Below are 17,191 nucleotides of genomic sequence, written 5' to 3' on the forward strand. Positions count from 1 at the left end.
AGAAGCAATTTGTTCGCGTTGTCGACCGCGGTGAGCTGAGCCGTGCCCAACGCCGCGACCTGCGTGTTCGTCAACGACTGGATCTGCACCGACGACATGTCATTGATTTCGGTGCTTGACAGCCCCGACAGCTGAGACGCGGTGAGCGCCGCCACCTGGGTGCTCGACAAGTTCGCAATGCCCGTCGAGAAAGCTCCGCTGAGCTGCTCGCTATTGAGCGTGGCGATCCCAGCCGCGCTCAGGTTGACAACACTCGAACTCAACGAACTGATCTGCGTCGAGGTCAAACCGCTCACCTGAGCGGCGGACAAGGCACCGAGCTGAGCGGTCGACAGCGCGTCGATCTGTGAAGTCGTCAGAACCGATATTTGCGACGACGTCATGTACAAAATCGGCGATGCTGTTACGGCTGAGGTCATACTTCTCTCCTTTGAGAATTTTGTTTATTCGACGAAAGGCGTTTGTCACCTCTGTCGTCGTCGGCCACTCACAGACTCGACCCGATCTCGCACTGGCTTCGCTCCGCTCGCTGCCTCGCATTGTCGTCACTGTCGCAGCCCTTACCCGTCCCAAGCCTATATCCCGCGCACCACAGTGCCGCAAATTCCGGCGTTACGCGGGCCTGACAAAGTCATCAACGCAAACGTTCGCGGTCAACCCCATGACCGCAAGCATTTCTGTCGTTCGCTGTGTCCGCCCGTTCTGCAGCACACTGAGGATGACCCTGACAGCTACCTAGCTAGTGCGTTTACGGACGGAGGGAGGACAAACTTTAGGGGGAATTGGATGGGAGCTAGTGACAAAACATGCGGCGTATCTTTCAATTAGAAAGAAACTCGTATTAACTGCCCGCCGCGCAACGATTCGATACTCTGAGCCTGCCCCCGTCTGGCTGAATCCCATAATCGAGGATGTTATGCAGCCTTGTCTTTCTGTGCTGCGAACCCGTTTTTCTCGAACATCTGAAGGGCAGTAATGTGCGCTACCGCAGCCTCCATACCGAACAGACAGGGCTCCAGACCGGTGAAGAACGGTGCCGCCCGGGGTCGGCCGAGACGTTTGCGGTATGCGGGATGCGATATGGCCACGAGCATCCACCGCGTGCCCCCGGAAGATGTGTTTCGCGAGACCCACATCGACAGCGGTAATATCCATTTCGGGTACCGCCGCTCGTCAGTTGAACGTCAGACCTCAACTTGTCGTTTGGGTGGGTGGCACCTATATAAAGGGCGGGCTCACTAGCGTCGACGCGCGCGGTCCGCGCTCGACGCCCGATACGATCGTCGCCAGCGGTCCGGCCTGCGGCCGCGCCGCCCTCATACGACCTACCCATGCGCGCGGCGCCTGCGTTACTGGAACGTCGTGCCAAGCGACAAGTCAACCGCATTGTTCATTTGGCCGGTTGCTCACGTTGAACTCCTTAACCCAGCGCAACGTCGCGCCCACCGGCGCCTTGCTGATCTTGCCGTTCCACGTGACCGCCGGCCCAACGCCCACCGAGTGCCCCTGCGCGCCGCCCACAAGGTCTGCGAGACCGCCGGTGTCATGGCCGAGTTCCTGAATATATGCATGCCGAGATGTTTGCACGACGATTGCGCCAACGCATCCTCACCGCCCGAACCGCCCACCCCCGCCACCAAAGTGCCGCTGCCCCTGAAACTGCCCACTCGCTCGCGCATTCCCAAGATCATGCCCTTGCTTGAGCGAGTCGAGCCGCTGGGTCTGACTGGCATTCGGCTGAACCGGCTGCCAGCCGTTGGCGCCGTGCTGCTCCCAGCCGCCGCCCTGATCATGCCGGTAGACGTTGCCGTCGCTGCCCGCATAGACATTGCCGTTATTCCACGCGACAGCGCGCCCCGTGTCCTTGTTACCCACGATGCCTTTCGTGCCCGCCTGGTGATCGCCTGAATACGCGTTCCCGGTCACGCCCGCTTCAGCCGCACCATAACGCCCGGTCTGCGCGTTGTAGCCGGCGCGCTGCCTGCCCGCCGCATAGTCGCCCGTGCCTTCATTGCCGACCACGCCGCCGCGCGCCGCCCCGCTGCGTCCCGTCGACGGATTGCTGAACGAGCCTTGCCGCCCGGCCGCGAAGTTGCCGTTGTACGCATTCTCGACGGCCCCGCGGCTCGCCTGGAAGTGACCGCCGGTGTACGGATTGAAACCGGATGCCGCCGTGCCCGCCCAACTGTTGCCGGTCCAGCCGTTCCAGCCGCTCGCGTGGGTCACGGTGGCCTGCCCTCCCCAGCGGCCGTAAATATTCGCCTGATTGACGTTTGCGTACTGCCAGCTCGCCGGGCCGCCACCCCAATACGGTCCCCAGTATGGCGATGGCGCGCCCCACGTGGCGCCGATTGCAAAGCCGAAGGCGAAGCCCACCGTCGTGCCGAGCGCAAAGCCCGCGCCGTAGCCATAGGTGGCCGGGTAGCCGTAGTAGACATCTCCGACATACGGCGCGTAGACATAGCCAGTGCCGTACACGACGGTGCCGTCCGCATTGACAACCACGCCCATGTAGCCCGGCGTATAGCCGACCACCACCGTATCCGGCGTCGCCGCATAAACGTGCACGTACGTCACGTAATGCACGGGCGACGCCGCCGGAATCGTATAGATCGCGGCCGGCACGGTATCGGCGACATGCCATGGGCCACTCGTCGCGTTCGCAGTGAACCAGATCCCGTTGGCGACCGCGAAGAATTGCGCAGGCCCGGTCCGGATCACCGGCGTCGCCGTGTTCACCGCATAAGACAGCGACGTGCCCGCGATGCCGACGAACTTCGGCGCGCCGTCGTAGACCACCTTCAATGTAGTGGACTTGCGCGACACAGTCGCCGTCTGCGGGATGGCGGCGGCGATCGCCGCCTCCTTCGCCTGCGGCGTGCCGGGCACGGAGACGAGCGCGTTCGCATGCGGGTCGTCGGTGGCGATCTTCGCGAAGTCGGCGGGCAGGCTCTTGCCGTCGACAAAGGTCCAGGGTCCGTTCAGGCCGACTGCAGTGAACCACCGGCCCGACAGCAGCAGATAGTAATGGTTGTCGCGCGGTTCGACGAACAGCGCGTGGTCCGCGTTGGCGACGGAAAGCAGGTTCACCCCCTTCACCGGTTGCAGGGCGGGCTTGCCGTTCGTCACCACCAGTTCGGCCGGTTGCGCGGCGACGATCACGTCCGGAGCCTGCGCCGGCTTCTTACTGTCGGCGGGCAACATCGGATCCGCTTTCAGATTGGTTTGCGCTTTGTTCGCCGCGGCGACCAGCTCACGCGGCGGGGCTGCGTTCAGATGCCACGGACCGTCAAGCGTCGTCGCCTCGTACCAGTAGCCCGCCGCGTTCAGATGCAGCGTGCCGCTGCCGTCCTTGAGCAGCATCGCCCGCGTGTTGATCAGGCGTTGATAGTGCGCGTCGCCGAGCGCACGCCAGTTCGCGTCGCCATCAACCAGCACGAGCAGCGTGGGGCGTTCGGCAAAAAGGATGTGAGGCACGTTGTTCTGCACCGCGAGGCCGGGTTCGCTGCCTTGGTGAGTGCTGGCATAACTGGCCTGCAGTTGTTCGAGCGACGTGGTCAGGCCGTCTTTCGGAATCCGTGCCTGCAAGGCTGTTTTGACGCCGGCGGCAGCGGACGGCGTAGCCGGCATGTCGACCTGGTCGATCACGATGTCGAGCAGTTGGACAGTCGAACTCGCCTTGTCGACGTCAGCACGCGCCGTGAAGTGGGCGACGCCGTAGTTCGGAGTGGTGTTCTTCGCCCCCACCGCGAAAGCTGCGCGTCCTTCGATCCGGTTGCCTTGCCACACTTCCACCTGCGGCTGATACAGCTCGATGCGCTGCTGCGCGCTATCGAAGTCGCGCGGCCAGGCCGTCGGCAGTGGCTGCAATGCGGGCTGCACCGCGGCGGCGGCGAGCGCCTGCGCGGGCGTGGCGAGCGTCACCGCCAGTGACGTGCAGACGCCGGCCAGCAACAACAAGGATCGCTTCATCGTGGTTTTCATGGCGCTTGATTCCTTCAACATGGACATCGGTATGCGGAAACAGGTAGACGGCGGCCGGCGCTCGCACCGTGCATGCAACCGGTTGCCGCGCCCTTTAGCGAACTCGACTGAACTGATTGACTCTCGTCACCGCCAGGCGCTGCCCACCTGCACATAGAAAGCGTTCTGCCCTGGCCCATGCGCGACATCGAGCCCCATCGTCACGCCGAGCTTGCGGGCAATCAGATAACGAAAGCCGGTACCGAAACCGAAGGCGGTCGGCGCATCCGAAAACGAATGCAGATGGCCATAGGCTTTGCCGACGCCGCCGAAACCGAGCAGCGACCAGCGCGGCGTGACGTTCCAGCGGATTTCGGCTTCGGCGGTAAGCTGGTTGCTGTCCTGGAACTTCGCATCGGACACGCCGCGCAGCGACACATACGGCTGCGCAAAAAACGGAATGTTTCCTTGCGAAAAGCCGGTGTCGGCACGCAGACCGAGCACCCAGCGCTTCGACAGCGGAATCCACTGGTAGGCACGCCCTGTCTGTTCCTGAAAATTGGTGGAACTGCCGAGGCCGCCGCGCGCGAGGTCCGCTTCGAGTTCCGCATAGGTTCCGCTCGACGGATAGAACATGTTGTCGCGTGTGTCGAAGTCGGCCACCACGCCGCCCTTGGCGACGCGCTGGTCCCGCTCGAACTGACGGATCCCTGCCGGAATGGCCGAATCGAAGCGCGTGCTCGCGTCGAAGAAGGTATAGCGTGGACCGACATACCAGTGACTATTGCCGACCCTGAACAGGACCTGTTGCACGAGTGCGATACCGTCGAGCTGGTACGCGCGTGGCTGGTTCTGGATGCCGTAGTAATTCAGATGCAGCCCAACCTTGCCGATTACGCCGAGATAGCGGATGTGGTCGTCGTCCCATGTGTGGAAGTGCATGAGCCCCGCGCCCCAGCTATGCGTGCCGGTCACGAAGCCGCCGAGGCCGGTGATGTTCGGCGGCGTCTTCGAATCGTCCGGCGCGTCGGTGCTTTTCTTCGGCATTGAAAAATAAAGCAGACCGAGGCCCAGGCCATAACCGACCGCCGGCTCGGTGATCAGCGTCGGCACCGGCAAGACGCCGCGATGCGTCAGCAGAAAATTGCTCAGGTCGAATGCACCGTCTTCGGGATCGGTGAATTTCGACTCGGCATGACCGTGGATCGACAAGAACATCAGCGCCACGGCCGCAACCGAAGCACGCAGCGCGCGGCCGCTTGGCACGCGCGCGCCGCTGTCAGGCCTCGCCAACGGAAACGGCACATACAGGAAAAGGCAGATCAACGGGGGCGTGCTCCGTTACTGGAAAGTCGCACTCACCGACAGCTCCACGGCATTCCCCTTCGGCCGGTTGCTGACGTTGAACTCGTTGACCCAACGCAGCGATGCCGACACCGGCGTTTTCTCAACCTTGCCCGACCATGTGACCATCGGCCCGATACCCACCGAATGCCCCTGATTGCCACCGGTGGCATCGGCCAGCCCGCCGCTGTCATGACCGATCTGCTGGATATAGCCGCCCACCACGCCCACTCCCCAACCGCCGCCAAAGCGCTTGAGCGCGAGCAGGTCGAGCACGCTGACCGGTGCGTTGTGGTAATGGGTGTCGTTGTTCGGCGTGTAGAATTCGACGCCGTAGTTCAGCGACAACTCGATCTCTTCTTTCGGGAACAGCTTCGTGTACGAGACCGTCGGCGTGAAGGTCCACGTGTTCTGCCCGGCATTGGCGAGGCGGCTCGAGGTGTATGCGCCGGTCGGTGCATAAATCTGCAGGCTCAACGCGATATGGTCAGTTCTGGTCAGGTGATAGCCGGCCACCACTGGCGTGAAGAAGAGGTCGGCGAACTGGGTGCCATGATCGTTCGGCAAGCGGCTATGAAACGACGACACGTCGGTGTACTGGATCGGTACGCCGAACGAAGACGCGAAGTTCCAGCCGCCCGCGGTAATGCCCCAGGTTTTGACCGCGTTGACGAGCGTGTACACGATCGAATAGTCGAGCCCGGCAGTGACAGTCCCGGCGATCGGGATCGTCTTGCTCGCACCGAGCGAGCCTTCGTAGTAAATCGTATTGGCCGACACGATCCAGTCGCTGGTGGGCGGCACCACGCCTGCATACGGCGAAATCTGCATGCCGGTGATCGGCCTGCCGATGCCGGTCTCCGTGGCCCACCCTTGCGGCGAGAGACCCACACCGGCGGTGGTAAGAAGCGCACCCGTGCACAACCTGGCGAGTGACCGGCTTGCGGACAAACGGTTTGGGCGACTCATAGTCATCCTCATGAAATTGGTCTTTCGCATTCTCACTCTGCGGAAGCAGTTGTTGACGAGTTGCGGCGGCAAGCCGCATCACAACGGCGTGTTTCTCACGGTTGGCGCACAACCGGCGGCGGCGTCCAGCTGCCGTCGAGCGCCGCCTGCTGCGGCCAATAGGCGCGTACATACAGCGAGAAAGTCTCGTTGGCCGGCGCCGGCAGCCAGTTGGCGAGCTTGTCGTCGCCGGGGCTGGTGTTCTGCACGTAGAGCGTCAACGAGCCGTCGGCATTGAACTTCAGGTCCTTGTTCTTGGTACCGAGCGAATAGCGGCGCTGCGCATTCGGCGAAAAGAAGTGATGCGAGTTGTACAGCGTCAGCGACCAGAACCCTTTGACAGGCGGCAGACTATCTTTGGCAAACGTCACCGCATAGTGCGCGTTGCCGTCGAGGCGCTGACCGGACGCGTCAGCATCGGCGTAGAAATACTTGGTCTCATTCGGCTTGTTGACGAAGATGTTCGACTTCGCCACCGCCGTCCGCGTGAAGTAGTCCGTGCCGAACGCGGCGCCGTTGCTGATGGTGTTCCAGTTGGCCGGCAGCCGCTTGCCAAAGGTGTTGAAGTTGAACAGCGGCGTGACCAGGTCCGTCTCGGCCTTGGCCCCTTCGTCGACAATAGCGGCCTTGATCGCCGGATCTTTCTGCGCCGCCGCGATCAGCGCGCGCGCCTGCGCGTAGAGGGCTTCTTCACCGCTTTGCGGCGGCGTCTCGTCGAGCACCGTGGGCAGCAGATCCCAGAAGCGGTTCGGATCGACCCACTTGATCTCTTCGGCGCTGCCGCCCGCGGCACCACCGGCCAGACCGAAGCTCGGCAACTTCGACCAGTCGGTCTCCTTGACCTTGCCGTCGTACTCGGCGAGCGGATACAGGCCAACCTTCGCAATCACCGACTGCACGGCCACGCGATCTTCAGGCGTGTCGTCCATGAAAACGCGCGGAATGAAACTGCCGACCCCGGTCGACGAACGGAACACCTGGCGGATGCCCTTCGGCACCTGGCCGTGCCAGTCGGGACCCGCCAACAGATAGAAGCCCGGACGCGTGCCGTACATCTTGCCGAGACTCGCGAAACCGTCGGTACGCAGATCGACGGCCTGATAGACCCAGAAGCGTTTGCCGAAATCGGGCACCTGCACGACCACCGGCGTCTGATTCAGATCGAGGATCGCGGAGCCGTAGACCACGTCCTGGTTCGGACACGCGACAAATCGCTCCTGCGGCTGAATGTAGTCGCGCAGCATCGAGAGGTGATTGGGCGGCGCGACCGGCACGATGCCGCCGTTCAGCCCCGGCTGCGGCACCTGCTTCATCGCCAGCAGACGGCCATAGACGTTCACCATCGGCCACGCCCAGAAGTAGGTCTGGCGCGCCACCAGCCGTGCGTATTCTTCAGCGACTACGTAGCCGGCCACCGGGCCCGATACGGTCGTCGTGGACGCCGTCGCATGGGCCGGCGGGTCCTGCTGCGTCTTCGCCAGAATGGGGGCGCCGACCGATGCCAGTACCGCTACCGTGACCCATGTCGCAGTTTTCTTATTCATGTTGTTGTCCCGTTCGTCCGTGCGCGGCTTAGCGCTTTTGCGGCACGGGGAATTTCCAGGCGCCGTCGAGCACGGCCTCATCCGGGCCATAGATCCGCATGATGAGGGTGTAAGCACCGGTGGGCGCCGGCAGCCAGTTCGACACCTTGTCCGCACCCGGCGACGTTTTCTGCACGTAGATATCCAGCGAGCCGTCAGCGCCGTACTTCAGGCCTTTGGTGCGATCACCGATCGAGTAGCGGCTGATCGGATTCGCGACCAGATGACGCGCGGGCAGGTCATACAGCGTCATCGACCAGAAGAACTTCGCGGGCGGCAGGTCCTTCTTGTCGAAGTGCAGTACGTAGGGCTCAGAGCCGAGCAGTTGCTGGTGCTCGCCGTTCACGCGCGTGCCCACGTACATCGCTTCTTCCTTGGTGTTGCCGTAAATCCCCATCGCCGCCGCGACGGCGCGCGTGGTGTAGTCGCCCTTCAGATCATCACGGCTGCCGAACAGGTTGAACGACCTGGTGGTGCGTTTTTCCGCATCGGCCAACGCGGCTTTGCCGTCGGCGACACCGGCTTCGAGCGCAGCGCGGGTTTCCGGCGGCAAAGCGGCGGGATCGAACGGCGCGCCCGGCGCGATGCCAATCTTCGCGAAGCGCTCCATCAATTCCTTCTCGGACGGCGCGCACGGTTGCGCGAACTGCAGCAGGAAGTTCAGATAGGCGATGAAGTCGACCGAGGTCGCCTTCGCTTCATCCCACTTCGGAAAATCGGGCTTCGCGACGGGTGGCGGCGCAGCCGTATGCTCGAAGGCGGACAGCGGCTGAAGCTTGTATTGCTTCTGGATCGCCTCGACGTTTTTGACGTCGCTCGCGCCGTTGAGCGCCGTGCGGCCGAGTGTCAGGATCAAGTCCGTCTCGGAGCGGAACACCTTGTCGATGCCTTTGGGCGTATCGCCGTGCCAGTTAGGTCCGGCGAACAGATAGTGACCGGCGCCGTTGCCCGTGGTGCGCGAACCGACGTACGCGAAGTTGTAGGTAAACAGGTCGATCCATTGGAACACGTAGTAGCGGTCTTTCGGTACCGCAGGCACGCTCAGCACCCACGGTTCGCGACGCAGATCGAGCCACGCCCACGAGTACGGCGTGTCGTTGTTCGGCGTAACGATTTCCTTGTTCTCAGGGCCGTAGGGATGAGAGTAGTTGCGGAATGTGCCGAAGCCGCCCACATAGGATTTCGAGCTGGAATCGACCGCCTGCTCATAAAGCGTCTTGTAGTCGAACAGCATTGGATAGGCGTAGAGGAACGCGTCTTTGGCGATCGCGCGCGCTTCTTCAGGCGAGGCAGTGACGGCCGCTGTCGCCGCATTGGGTGCGCTCGCTTGAGCGGTGGCTTGCGTGTGCGGCAACATGGTCAGTGACAGGGCAGCGATGATTGCGCAGATAGGCAGACGTTTGAATAAGGTCATGGTTAAGCCTTCGGTTTCTGTGTTCAGTTTTTGTGCTCAGTTATTGCGCTTACTTGCCGAACGTCATGTTCAGCCCGGCGAAGATGGTGAACTTCGGCACGCCGGCGCCGGAATGCGCTACCGAGTATTGCGGTTCGATAAACGCGTTGTAGATAGTCGAGCCGCCTTTCCACGCTTTGCCCGCGCCCAGACCCACCGGGATGTAGTAGCTGCCATGCTGCAGGTCGAAAGTCCAGGTGCCAGTCGAGCGGATGTACCAGCCACCCGGCAGGTTGAAGATGCCGAACGGCTGCGCGGTGAGCGATTGCGTGGTGGGACGGCTGCTCTGCCCGGCGAACGAGTGTTGCCACTGCACCAAGGCGCCCAGCAGTCGCGCCTTGGTTGCGCTCACCGCGACCGCAGCCAGACCGGCCTGCCATTTGCCAGTGCCGAGGCTCGGGTCGGTGGCGGTCGGCATGGTCACTAGCGGGCCGACGCCAATCTGCACGTCGCCCTGCGAGAGCAGGAAGATGTCGAACAGGTTCAGGTCGCCGAGACCGGTGTTATAGCCGCCGCCTGGATCGGGACGCGTGCTGACCGGCACCGTGGCGCGGAAAATTTCCGGCACGCCGATCAGGCTATTCGGGCCGATCGGCACGGTGGGCCGCAAGAGCAGATCGTTGGTGTGCGCGCTCGCGCCGAACACGCTTGGCGTGTAGTAATTCTGGATATTGAATGAGGCTGCCAGGTTGAGTGGGTTATTACTTTTATTGGCTTCGTCGGCTGATGCCTGAGCGAACGCAGGCGACCACATCACCGAGACAGCGTATAACACTGCCGCCCCAACCATGCATTTCCAATCCATTCCCGTACCTCGTCTATGGGCATTTCTTATTGGCGAACACACTTCTTTGCCCGGCGCAAATAAAACCAAAGAAACGGCATTCGTATTTTCGAATTAAGTCAAACTAATCGCGGGCGTAAGTCCACCGCACCCGGCGGCATATGTGCAGCCGGGAAAATATGCAAAACAGATGAGGCGCACAATTAAATCGCGCTAAGTCTCTCGAGCGAGCCGGAAAGACGGTACGGCCGGATACAGGGCTTGCATGGACGCTCCTTTTCAAACTCAAGAGACGCCGCACAAAACGACGCATGCGGGAGTAAAAAGTGCACAGCCGAGGACTGTTGTGGCGGAATGGTAGCAAACGTTTCAGCAGATTACAGAGATAAATTTGTAACACGGGAAAAATTACGTCATTTCCGATCGAGTTAGATTTTGGTCGCCATTCTTATTCCACACTTCTGCCATAGTTTTGAGCATTTATTCTGCATAATTGTGGAAATTCGCATAGCGGCATATGCCATTGCAAATTACAGCATTGACGCCGCCGCTGAAAAAATCCACAGAATGGGCTGCAACAACCACCGCGTCCTATTAGACTTGCGCTCGCTTTAGATTCGACCCACCGCTTTTGATGAGGCATTCATGATTCGCACAATGCACCGGTACTGCGTTGCTTTCACCGTTGTGGTTCTTTCAGCTTGCACCGCTACGCCTCGTTACGACGCGAGCGGGTCGCCGGCCGGCGCATCGAGCGCAGCAGCCCTCGCGTCATGGAACGACACCGCGACCAAACGCTCGATTGTCGATTTCGTCACGCTGGTCACCACGCCCGAGTCGAAAAATTTCATCGCACGCGCAGACCGGATCGCCGTGTTCGACAACGACGGCACGTTGTGGCCGGAGCAACCCGCCTCGGTGCAACTGGTGTTCGCGCTGCAACGGGCGAAGACAATGGCCGGCCGGCATCCGGAATGGAGACGGCAGGAACCGTTCCGCTCAATTTTGAGAGGCAATCTGAAGCGTGCCGCGGCGAGCGGCGACGCTGGTTCGATGAGACTGCTGGCGGCGGCGTATGCCGGCATGACTAGCGATCAATTCGCTGCTCTCGTGCACGAATGGTTCGATTCCGCGAGCGACCCGCACTTTAACCGCCCGTATGCCGACCTCGCTTATCAGCCGATGCTCGAGTTGCTCGGCTATCTGCGCGCAAACGGCTTCAGGACCTATCTGGTGACGGGCGGCGATGTCGAGTTCGTCCGCGACATGGCGCAGCGCGTGTACGGCATTCCGCCCGAGCAGGTAATCGGCAGCACTGTCAAATACAAGTACAGCCAGACGAACGGTGCCGTTGCGTTGACCCGACTTGCGCAAGTCGACAATCTCGTCGATGGAGCGGCCAAACCGCTCGCCATCGACCGCGTGATTGGCAGGCGTCCAGTGATTGCGTTCGGCAACGCGGACAGCGACGTGCCGATGCTCGAATGGACCTCGGCCGGCGACGGCCCGCGCTTCGCGGTGCTGCTGCATCACACCGACGGCGAACGGGAGTATGCGTACGACCGCACGGCGAAAAGTGGCAAGCTCGACAGGGGACTGGACGAAGCCGGTGAGAAAGGCTGGCTCGTCGTCGATATGAAGGACGACTGGAAGACCGTGTTCAAGCCGGATAGCGCGGCAACGGTTGCGGCATCGTCCAATTAAGGGTGGCGTTTGGCTCGGCCCTCGCTTTAGTCATCGCGGTGGCTTTTGCCGCCGTCTTCCTGCCTTTCATCACTCGCTTAGCGGGTCAGCGTGATCACCAGATAGCTGGCGTACAGCACGCCGCACACCAGCAACGCCCACACCGGCACGCCGCGCGCGCACACGTTGATCCTCAACCACGCGGCTGCGGCGAGTGTAATCACGATACCGGTCACCACTTCGACGCGCGGCGTCCACGGCGTCAGCAGAATTCCGATTGCGGGCAGCAAGGTGCCCTGAAACACCATCGCGCCAGTGATATTGCCGAACGCCAGCGTGTCCTTGCCACGGCGAATCCACAGGATGCTGTTGACCTTCTCTGGCAACTCTGTTGCGATCGGAATGATCAGCAGCGACAGCAGCAGCGGCGAGACACCGAGCGCCTGCGACACGCCCCGCACCCCGTGGATGAAGCCTTCCGCGCCCCACACCAGCAATGCAACCGCCAGCGCCAGCTGCACCGCGATGGTCGCGAGGTTGGTGTGCAAGCTCAGACGCGACAGCAGCATCTTGCCGGGCGCTTCGGTGCCGTGGCCGGCGTCGACCAGTTTGGTCGATGCGCGGAACGTCATCACCACATAGGTGATGTACACGCCGACCAGAGCCACGCTGAACAGCGCCCGCACGACCATGTGTTCGTGCGGCACGTACATCGCCGCGGCCGCCAGCACGAAAGCGCACAGGAAGAAGTTCAGATCGCGCGTGAAACCCGTGCGTTCCGGCGTGACCCAACCGCCGGCGCCGCGCGAGCCGAGAATCGCGAGCGTCATCAGGAAGGTGGACAACGTTGAGAGCATGAGCGGCGCGCCGAGAATCGCGCCGACGCCGATTTCCTGATTGACCGCGCTATCGGCCGTGCCGCCCGCAATTGCAAGCAGCGGGACGAGAGTTTCGGGCAAGGCGGTCCCGACCGCCGCGAACAGCGAACCCGTCACGCCCTCGGAGATTTTCAGGCGCTCGCCTAGATGTTCGAGTGCGTTGGTGAAGAGCTCAGCCGCCACCAGAATGACGACCAGCATGATGGCGAGTTGGAACAGGAGGCCGGTCATGTGCGGCTCCTTGCAGATGCAAGGGGGAAGCGGCACAACGGACGGGTAAGCGGCGAGACTGGCAGGGCACAACGATATTTCACAGGGCAACTCCGCGGTCGGACGTAAGTGACGAACCAATGACGCACCGCGACCCGTCCGACCAGAACGAAGCAGTGCGCCAATGGTCTCGCCAAACCGACCCGGTCGAACGCGCCATGACCCGCAGGCCAAGTATGTTGACGCGCTCTCCTTCAATGGATGAAGGAAGGCTACTCCCCAGTGACCGGGGAATTCTAACGGGATGCGCAGCTTTCAACAAGCTTGGGATCTGGTGCATGCTCGGGCGCCTGTCGGCTTCTTTGCTTGCGTGCGTCCGTGATGCGGCGTCGGGCGCGCGAGGGTGCGACGGTCCCACTGGTAAGATCGCTCACCGTCCATGACAGCAGTGAGTCTTCAAATGAATTATCAAAATCGTCAGTGGTTTTACGTCAAGCGTCCCGAAGGACGAGTGAGCGATGAGCATTACGAGTTGCGCGAAAGCGAACTCGACGACACGTTGTCATCCAACGAGGTGCTCATTCGGGCGCGCATCATTAGCGTCGATCCGTACATTCGAATCCAGCAACACGAACGTAATACTTACGATGTGCCGCATCCACTCGGCATCGTGCAGCGGGCGGGTGTGGTGGGGGAAGTGGTGGCGTCGGCGAGCCCTCTGTTCAAGCAGGGCGACTGGGTGTCGGCCTATAGCGGCTGGCAGTTGTACGTCAAGTGCCATCACAGCGAACTGACCAAACTGGACCCGAACGCGGCGCCGGTTTCGACCGCGCTCGGCGTGCTCGGCATGCCGGGACGCACCGCATGGTTCGGTTTGATGGAAGCGGGTAAGCCGCGTCCGGGCGATACGCTGGTTGTGTCTGGTGCGGCGGGCGCGGTCGGCTCGTTGGTCGCGCAGTTCGGCAAGCGTGCAGGGTGCCGCGTGATCGGGATCGCGGGCGGCCCGGACAAGTGCGCGTTTCTGACCGACACGCTGAAGCTCGACGGCGCGGTCGACTATCGGGCGCATCCCACGCTCGAAGGCTTGCAGTCAGCGCTGCAAGCGGCGACCGGCGGCGTCGATGTCTATTTCGACAACGTGGGCGGCATGGTCACCGATGCGGTGATTCCGCTCATCAAGCGCCGCGCGCGGATCGTGATCTGCGGGGCGATCGCTCAATACGACGGCGGGCTGGACACACCGGATCTTGCACCGCGCTTCCTGCAGCACATGCTGTTTCAGCGCGCGACGATTCAGGGGATTCTGGCGCGCGACTTCACGCATCGGATGGACGAGATGCTGCAGACGGTCGCGCCGTGGGTGAAGAACGGGGAGATCGTTTATCAGGAGACATATGTCGATGGGTTTGACGCGTTGCCGAATGCGCTGAACAGTCTGTTCGAAGGGAAGAATCTTGGGAAGCTGCTGGTGAGGGTGTGATCGGGCGAGATGAAGCGGATGGCAGACCGTCGTGACGACGGTGGGCCGGAAAAGCCGACGGTTCCGACGCCTGTAATGGCGCCTGGAAGATCTGCGGTCTGCCCGCGCAGGCCGCCCTGCAGTCCACGGACACGCTCGTACGCGACGCAACTCGCAGTGCCGATATCTAGCTGACGACCCTTGGTAGCAGCACTGCGCTCAGTCCGCAAGCAAGCGGGGCAACTGTCCCCAAGCAATATTCCGCGTATGTCGTATCGTGCATTTTCAGAGCCTCGCAGTTCTAGCCTGGTTTGGCAGCGAGTATCCGTTCGTTCGCAGCCGTGCTTCGGCTATTTGGGTCGATGTGTGGCGATAACCTGCTGAGAACTCGGAGCTTCGCAAATCGAATATCTAAAGTGGGTAGAATTCGTTACACCCTCAGCCGAGGGGATGCCTGCTCAGCCAGGAGCGAAGACGGCACGATTTCGCCAACTGTTGGCGGCGATCCAGGCTCTCGCCGTCAGTCGATGTAGATTAGCCGCGCTTCCGCACGAGTGCGCCATAAGCCCAAGCGAGTTCCGAAGTCCGCGATTACCAAGGCAATAGGCAATGAAAATCTCCGAACTGGTGCTGCACAACTTTCGCAGGTACGAGGAGGCCTTCTTTCAGTTCAACCCCCAGTTCAATGTCCTGATTGGCAATAACGGGAAGGGCAAGACGACGGTACTCGACGCACTGGCGATGCTGCTCAATACCTACTTTCAAGGCGGCAAACTCACGACCGGCGGAGGCACAATCAAGAATACCGATGCGCATGCCGTCTACAAGGAGATCGAAGGCCAAGTCTTCTACGAGCCTACCACCGACGTCTGGCTGGAGGCTACGGCCGCAGTGGGCAACGTGCGCACTCAATGGCGGCGGGATCTCGGCGACCGTGGCGGCAAAGCAAAGACTCTTGTCAGAAAGGGCAAGGAGGCGCGTGATCGCGTGACCAAGCAGTCGGACGTCGATCTGCCACTGCTTCTGTATTATGGCGCAGGCCGCCTCTGGGACAAACACGACGATATCGAGACGGATCAGCCGGCGTCCCGCCTCATGGGCTACCGGTATTGCCTTGACCCGAAATCGGATCACAAGGCCTTTGAGAAATGGTTCAAACGTCTGTCCCTCTCAAGACTACAGAAGCGAGTTGAGATACCGGCGCTGGACGCCGTCACCAACGCGGTGACGGCGTGTATCCCGGGGGCACATGGTTTCTTTTTCGACATTGGATACGACCACCTGATGGTCAAGCTAGACCACGAAGGTCTGATCCCATTCGACGATTTGAGCGATGGTTATCGAAACATGATCGGGATCATTGCCGACATTGCCCATCGCGCCTCACGTTTGAACCCGCACTTCGGCGCTGAAGCCGCGCTAAAGACACAAGGCATCGTTCTAATCGACGAGATCGATCTGCACCTGCATCCCAAATGGCAACGCCGCGTCGTCGCGGATCTGAAGCACGCGTTTCCCGAGCTGCAGTTTATTGTCTCCACGCATTCTCCGTTCATCTTGCAATCGCTGGAACCCGGAGAAGTCATTGACCTGGGGCGCGGCCTGAAGCCTGCTCAGGCGAAGTCGATCCCAGATGGTATTGCCGCGCCCGCTTCGGACGCAAAGTACGTCAATCGGTCCATCGAAGACATCGTTGAAGATGTGATGAAAGTCCCGGTGCCTCAGCGTGGAGAGCGCTACCAGAAAATGTATGACGCTGCGCTGGAGTATTTTCGTCTACTCAAAGAGACTCCCAAGGACGTAAGTGAGGAGCTGAAGGCGCAGGTCAAGCAGCGACTCGATCAGCTATCTGGCCCATTCAGTGACAACGTGGCCTACCACGCCTTCCTGGAGATGCAGCGCATGGCTTCTGGAATCGATGGTGCTCCTGAGACGAGTTCCACGAGGAAAGACGCATGAGGCCGGTGGTGCGCGGAGCCTGGCCCACTGACGACGAGGGAAATCAGGTTGCGTTCAGTACATACTCAATGGCGCGCGGTGAGCTCATCAAGCGACTCGGAGAATGCTGCTCGTATTGCGAGCAGCATCTCGATTCCAGCCTGGCCGTGGAGCATGTCCAGCCCAAAAAACCACCAGGCGCTGTTACCAACGACCCGACTCGCGAGTTCAACTGGGAAAACTTCCTGCTCGCATGCACGAACTGCAACAGCACAAAAAGTAACCACGATATCGACCTCGACGACCACCTTTGGCCGGATCGGGACAACACCTTTCTTGCCTTGATCTACAAGCAGGGAGGACTTGTCGAGGCCGCGCCTGGCACCGAACATACTCGGGCCCAAAACATCGTCGAGCTAGTCGGACTGGACAAGGTTCCTACTGATCACGAGCAGGAAACAGAGGCATCCGACCGTCGATGGAACAACCGGCGAGAGGCCTGGGACATCGCCGAGCTATCGAAACTGAATTTAGCCCAATTTGATTATCCGCAAATGCGCGCCCAGATTGTGTTGCAAATACAGGGTTACTGGTCCATTTGGATGACGGTCTTCCATGACGACCCAGATATGCTTGAGCGCATCCTGGACCGCATTCCAGGCACAGCGAAACACTGCTTCGACGCTGCCAACGGGTATCGGGCTGTGCCCCGCGTGCTGCCGTAGTAAGCCGCCGTTAGGTAGAGTTGTTGCCCGTTGGCACGAAGCAGCACGAATTTTTGTCGGTTCATCGCCGATCTGCGGGTGATTGAGGGGCGGAGAATGGCACGAAGCGGTCGGTTTGCCACAAAACGGGCAATGCAACTTCAACGGAGTGGCATCCGAGGAA

General features: G+C 61.1%; 12 protein-coding genes, 1 pseudogene and 1 riboswitch. Of the genes and pseudogenes, 4 read left to right on the forward strand and 9 right to left on the reverse strand.

The genetic code is table 11. The annotated features are described in order from the left end of the window. The 8 genes and pseudogenes from P3T22_RS18180 to P3T22_RS18215 form a co-directional block, all read right to left on the reverse strand. Positions 1–419: pseudogene (locus P3T22_RS18180) on the reverse strand (hypothetical protein); the annotation flags it as partial. A gap of 958 nt (positions 420–1,377) precedes the next feature. Then, positions 1,378–1,587, reverse strand: a complete 210-nt coding sequence (locus tag P3T22_RS18185) for a hypothetical protein (RefSeq protein ID WP_429325714.1) — start codon at positions 1,585–1,587, stop codon at positions 1,378–1,380. Between the two features lie 21 nt (positions 1,588–1,608). Then, the gene (locus tag P3T22_RS18190; protein ID WP_429325715.1) at positions 1,609–3,984 is read right to left on the reverse strand and encodes a carbohydrate-binding family V/XII; all 2,376 of its coding nucleotides are present in this window, start codon (positions 3,982–3,984) and stop codon (positions 1,609–1,611) included. 126 nt (positions 3,985–4,110) lie between these two features. Next, the gene (locus P3T22_RS18195) at positions 4,111–5,289 is read right to left on the reverse strand and encodes a BamA/TamA family outer membrane protein (protein WP_429325716.1); all 1,179 of its coding nucleotides are present in this window, start codon (positions 5,287–5,289) and stop codon (positions 4,111–4,113) included. 15 nt (positions 5,290–5,304) lie between these two features. Continuing rightward, entirely contained in the window at positions 5,305–6,276 is a 972-nt protein-coding gene (locus P3T22_RS18200) for a SphA family protein (RefSeq protein WP_148662211.1), read from the reverse strand. Positions 6,277–6,371: 95 nt separating this feature from the next. Then, positions 6,372–7,859, reverse strand: coding sequence for a DUF1254 domain-containing protein (locus P3T22_RS18205; protein ID WP_429325717.1), 1,488 nt, complete (start codon positions 7,857–7,859; stop codon positions 6,372–6,374). Between the two features lie 28 nt (positions 7,860–7,887). Further along, on the reverse strand, positions 7,888–9,312 hold the full coding sequence (locus tag P3T22_RS18210; protein WP_429325718.1) for a DUF1254 domain-containing protein: 1,425 nt from the start codon (positions 9,310–9,312) through the stop codon (positions 7,888–7,890). 49 nt (positions 9,313–9,361) lie between these two features. Next, a complete protein-coding gene (locus tag P3T22_RS18215) occupies positions 9,362–10,156 on the reverse strand; it encodes a hypothetical protein (protein ID WP_063497677.1) in 795 nt (264 codons plus the stop codon). Positions 10,157–10,780: 624 nt separating this feature from the next. On the opposite strand from P3T22_RS18215, the gene P3T22_RS18220 reads away from it, so the two are divergent. Next, on the forward strand, positions 10,781–11,839 hold the full coding sequence (locus tag P3T22_RS18220) for an HAD family hydrolase (RefSeq protein WP_429325719.1): 1,059 nt from the start codon (positions 10,781–10,783) through the stop codon (positions 11,837–11,839). A gap of 77 nt (positions 11,840–11,916) precedes the next feature. Here the strand turns inward: P3T22_RS18220 and P3T22_RS18225 are convergent, their stop codons facing one another. Then, positions 11,917–12,927, reverse strand: coding sequence for a sodium:calcium antiporter (locus tag P3T22_RS18225; RefSeq protein WP_429325720.1), 1,011 nt, complete (start codon positions 12,925–12,927; stop codon positions 11,917–11,919). Positions 12,928–13,027: 100 nt separating this feature from the next. Then, positions 13,028–13,199: riboswitch (yybP-ykoY riboswitch) on the reverse strand. A gap of 167 nt (positions 13,200–13,366) precedes the next feature. Between P3T22_RS18225 and P3T22_RS18230 the strand changes: the two genes are divergently transcribed. The 3 genes from P3T22_RS18230 (at position 13,367) to P3T22_RS18240 (ending at position 17,028) form a co-directional block, all read left to right on the forward strand. Next, complete coding sequence (locus P3T22_RS18230; protein ID WP_429325721.1) at positions 13,367–14,386, forward strand: NADP-dependent oxidoreductase; 1,020 nt, start codon at positions 13,367–13,369, stop codon at positions 14,384–14,386. 588 nt (positions 14,387–14,974) lie between these two features. Then, entirely contained in the window at positions 14,975–16,324 is a 1,350-nt protein-coding gene (locus tag P3T22_RS18235; RefSeq protein WP_429325722.1) for an AAA family ATPase, read from the forward strand. Then, positions 16,321–17,028 (forward strand): HNH endonuclease, encoded by a 708-nt coding sequence (locus P3T22_RS18240; protein ID WP_063497682.1) that lies wholly within the window; start codon positions 16,321–16,323, stop codon positions 17,026–17,028. Before P3T22_RS18235 ends, P3T22_RS18240 begins: the two co-directional genes overlap by 4 nt. The last annotated feature ends 163 nt before the right edge of the window (positions 17,029–17,191 follow it).

The sequence above is a fragment of the Paraburkholderia sp. GAS348 genome, assembly GCF_050434205.1.
Classification (GTDB): Bacteria; Pseudomonadota; Gammaproteobacteria; order Burkholderiales; family Burkholderiaceae; genus Paraburkholderia.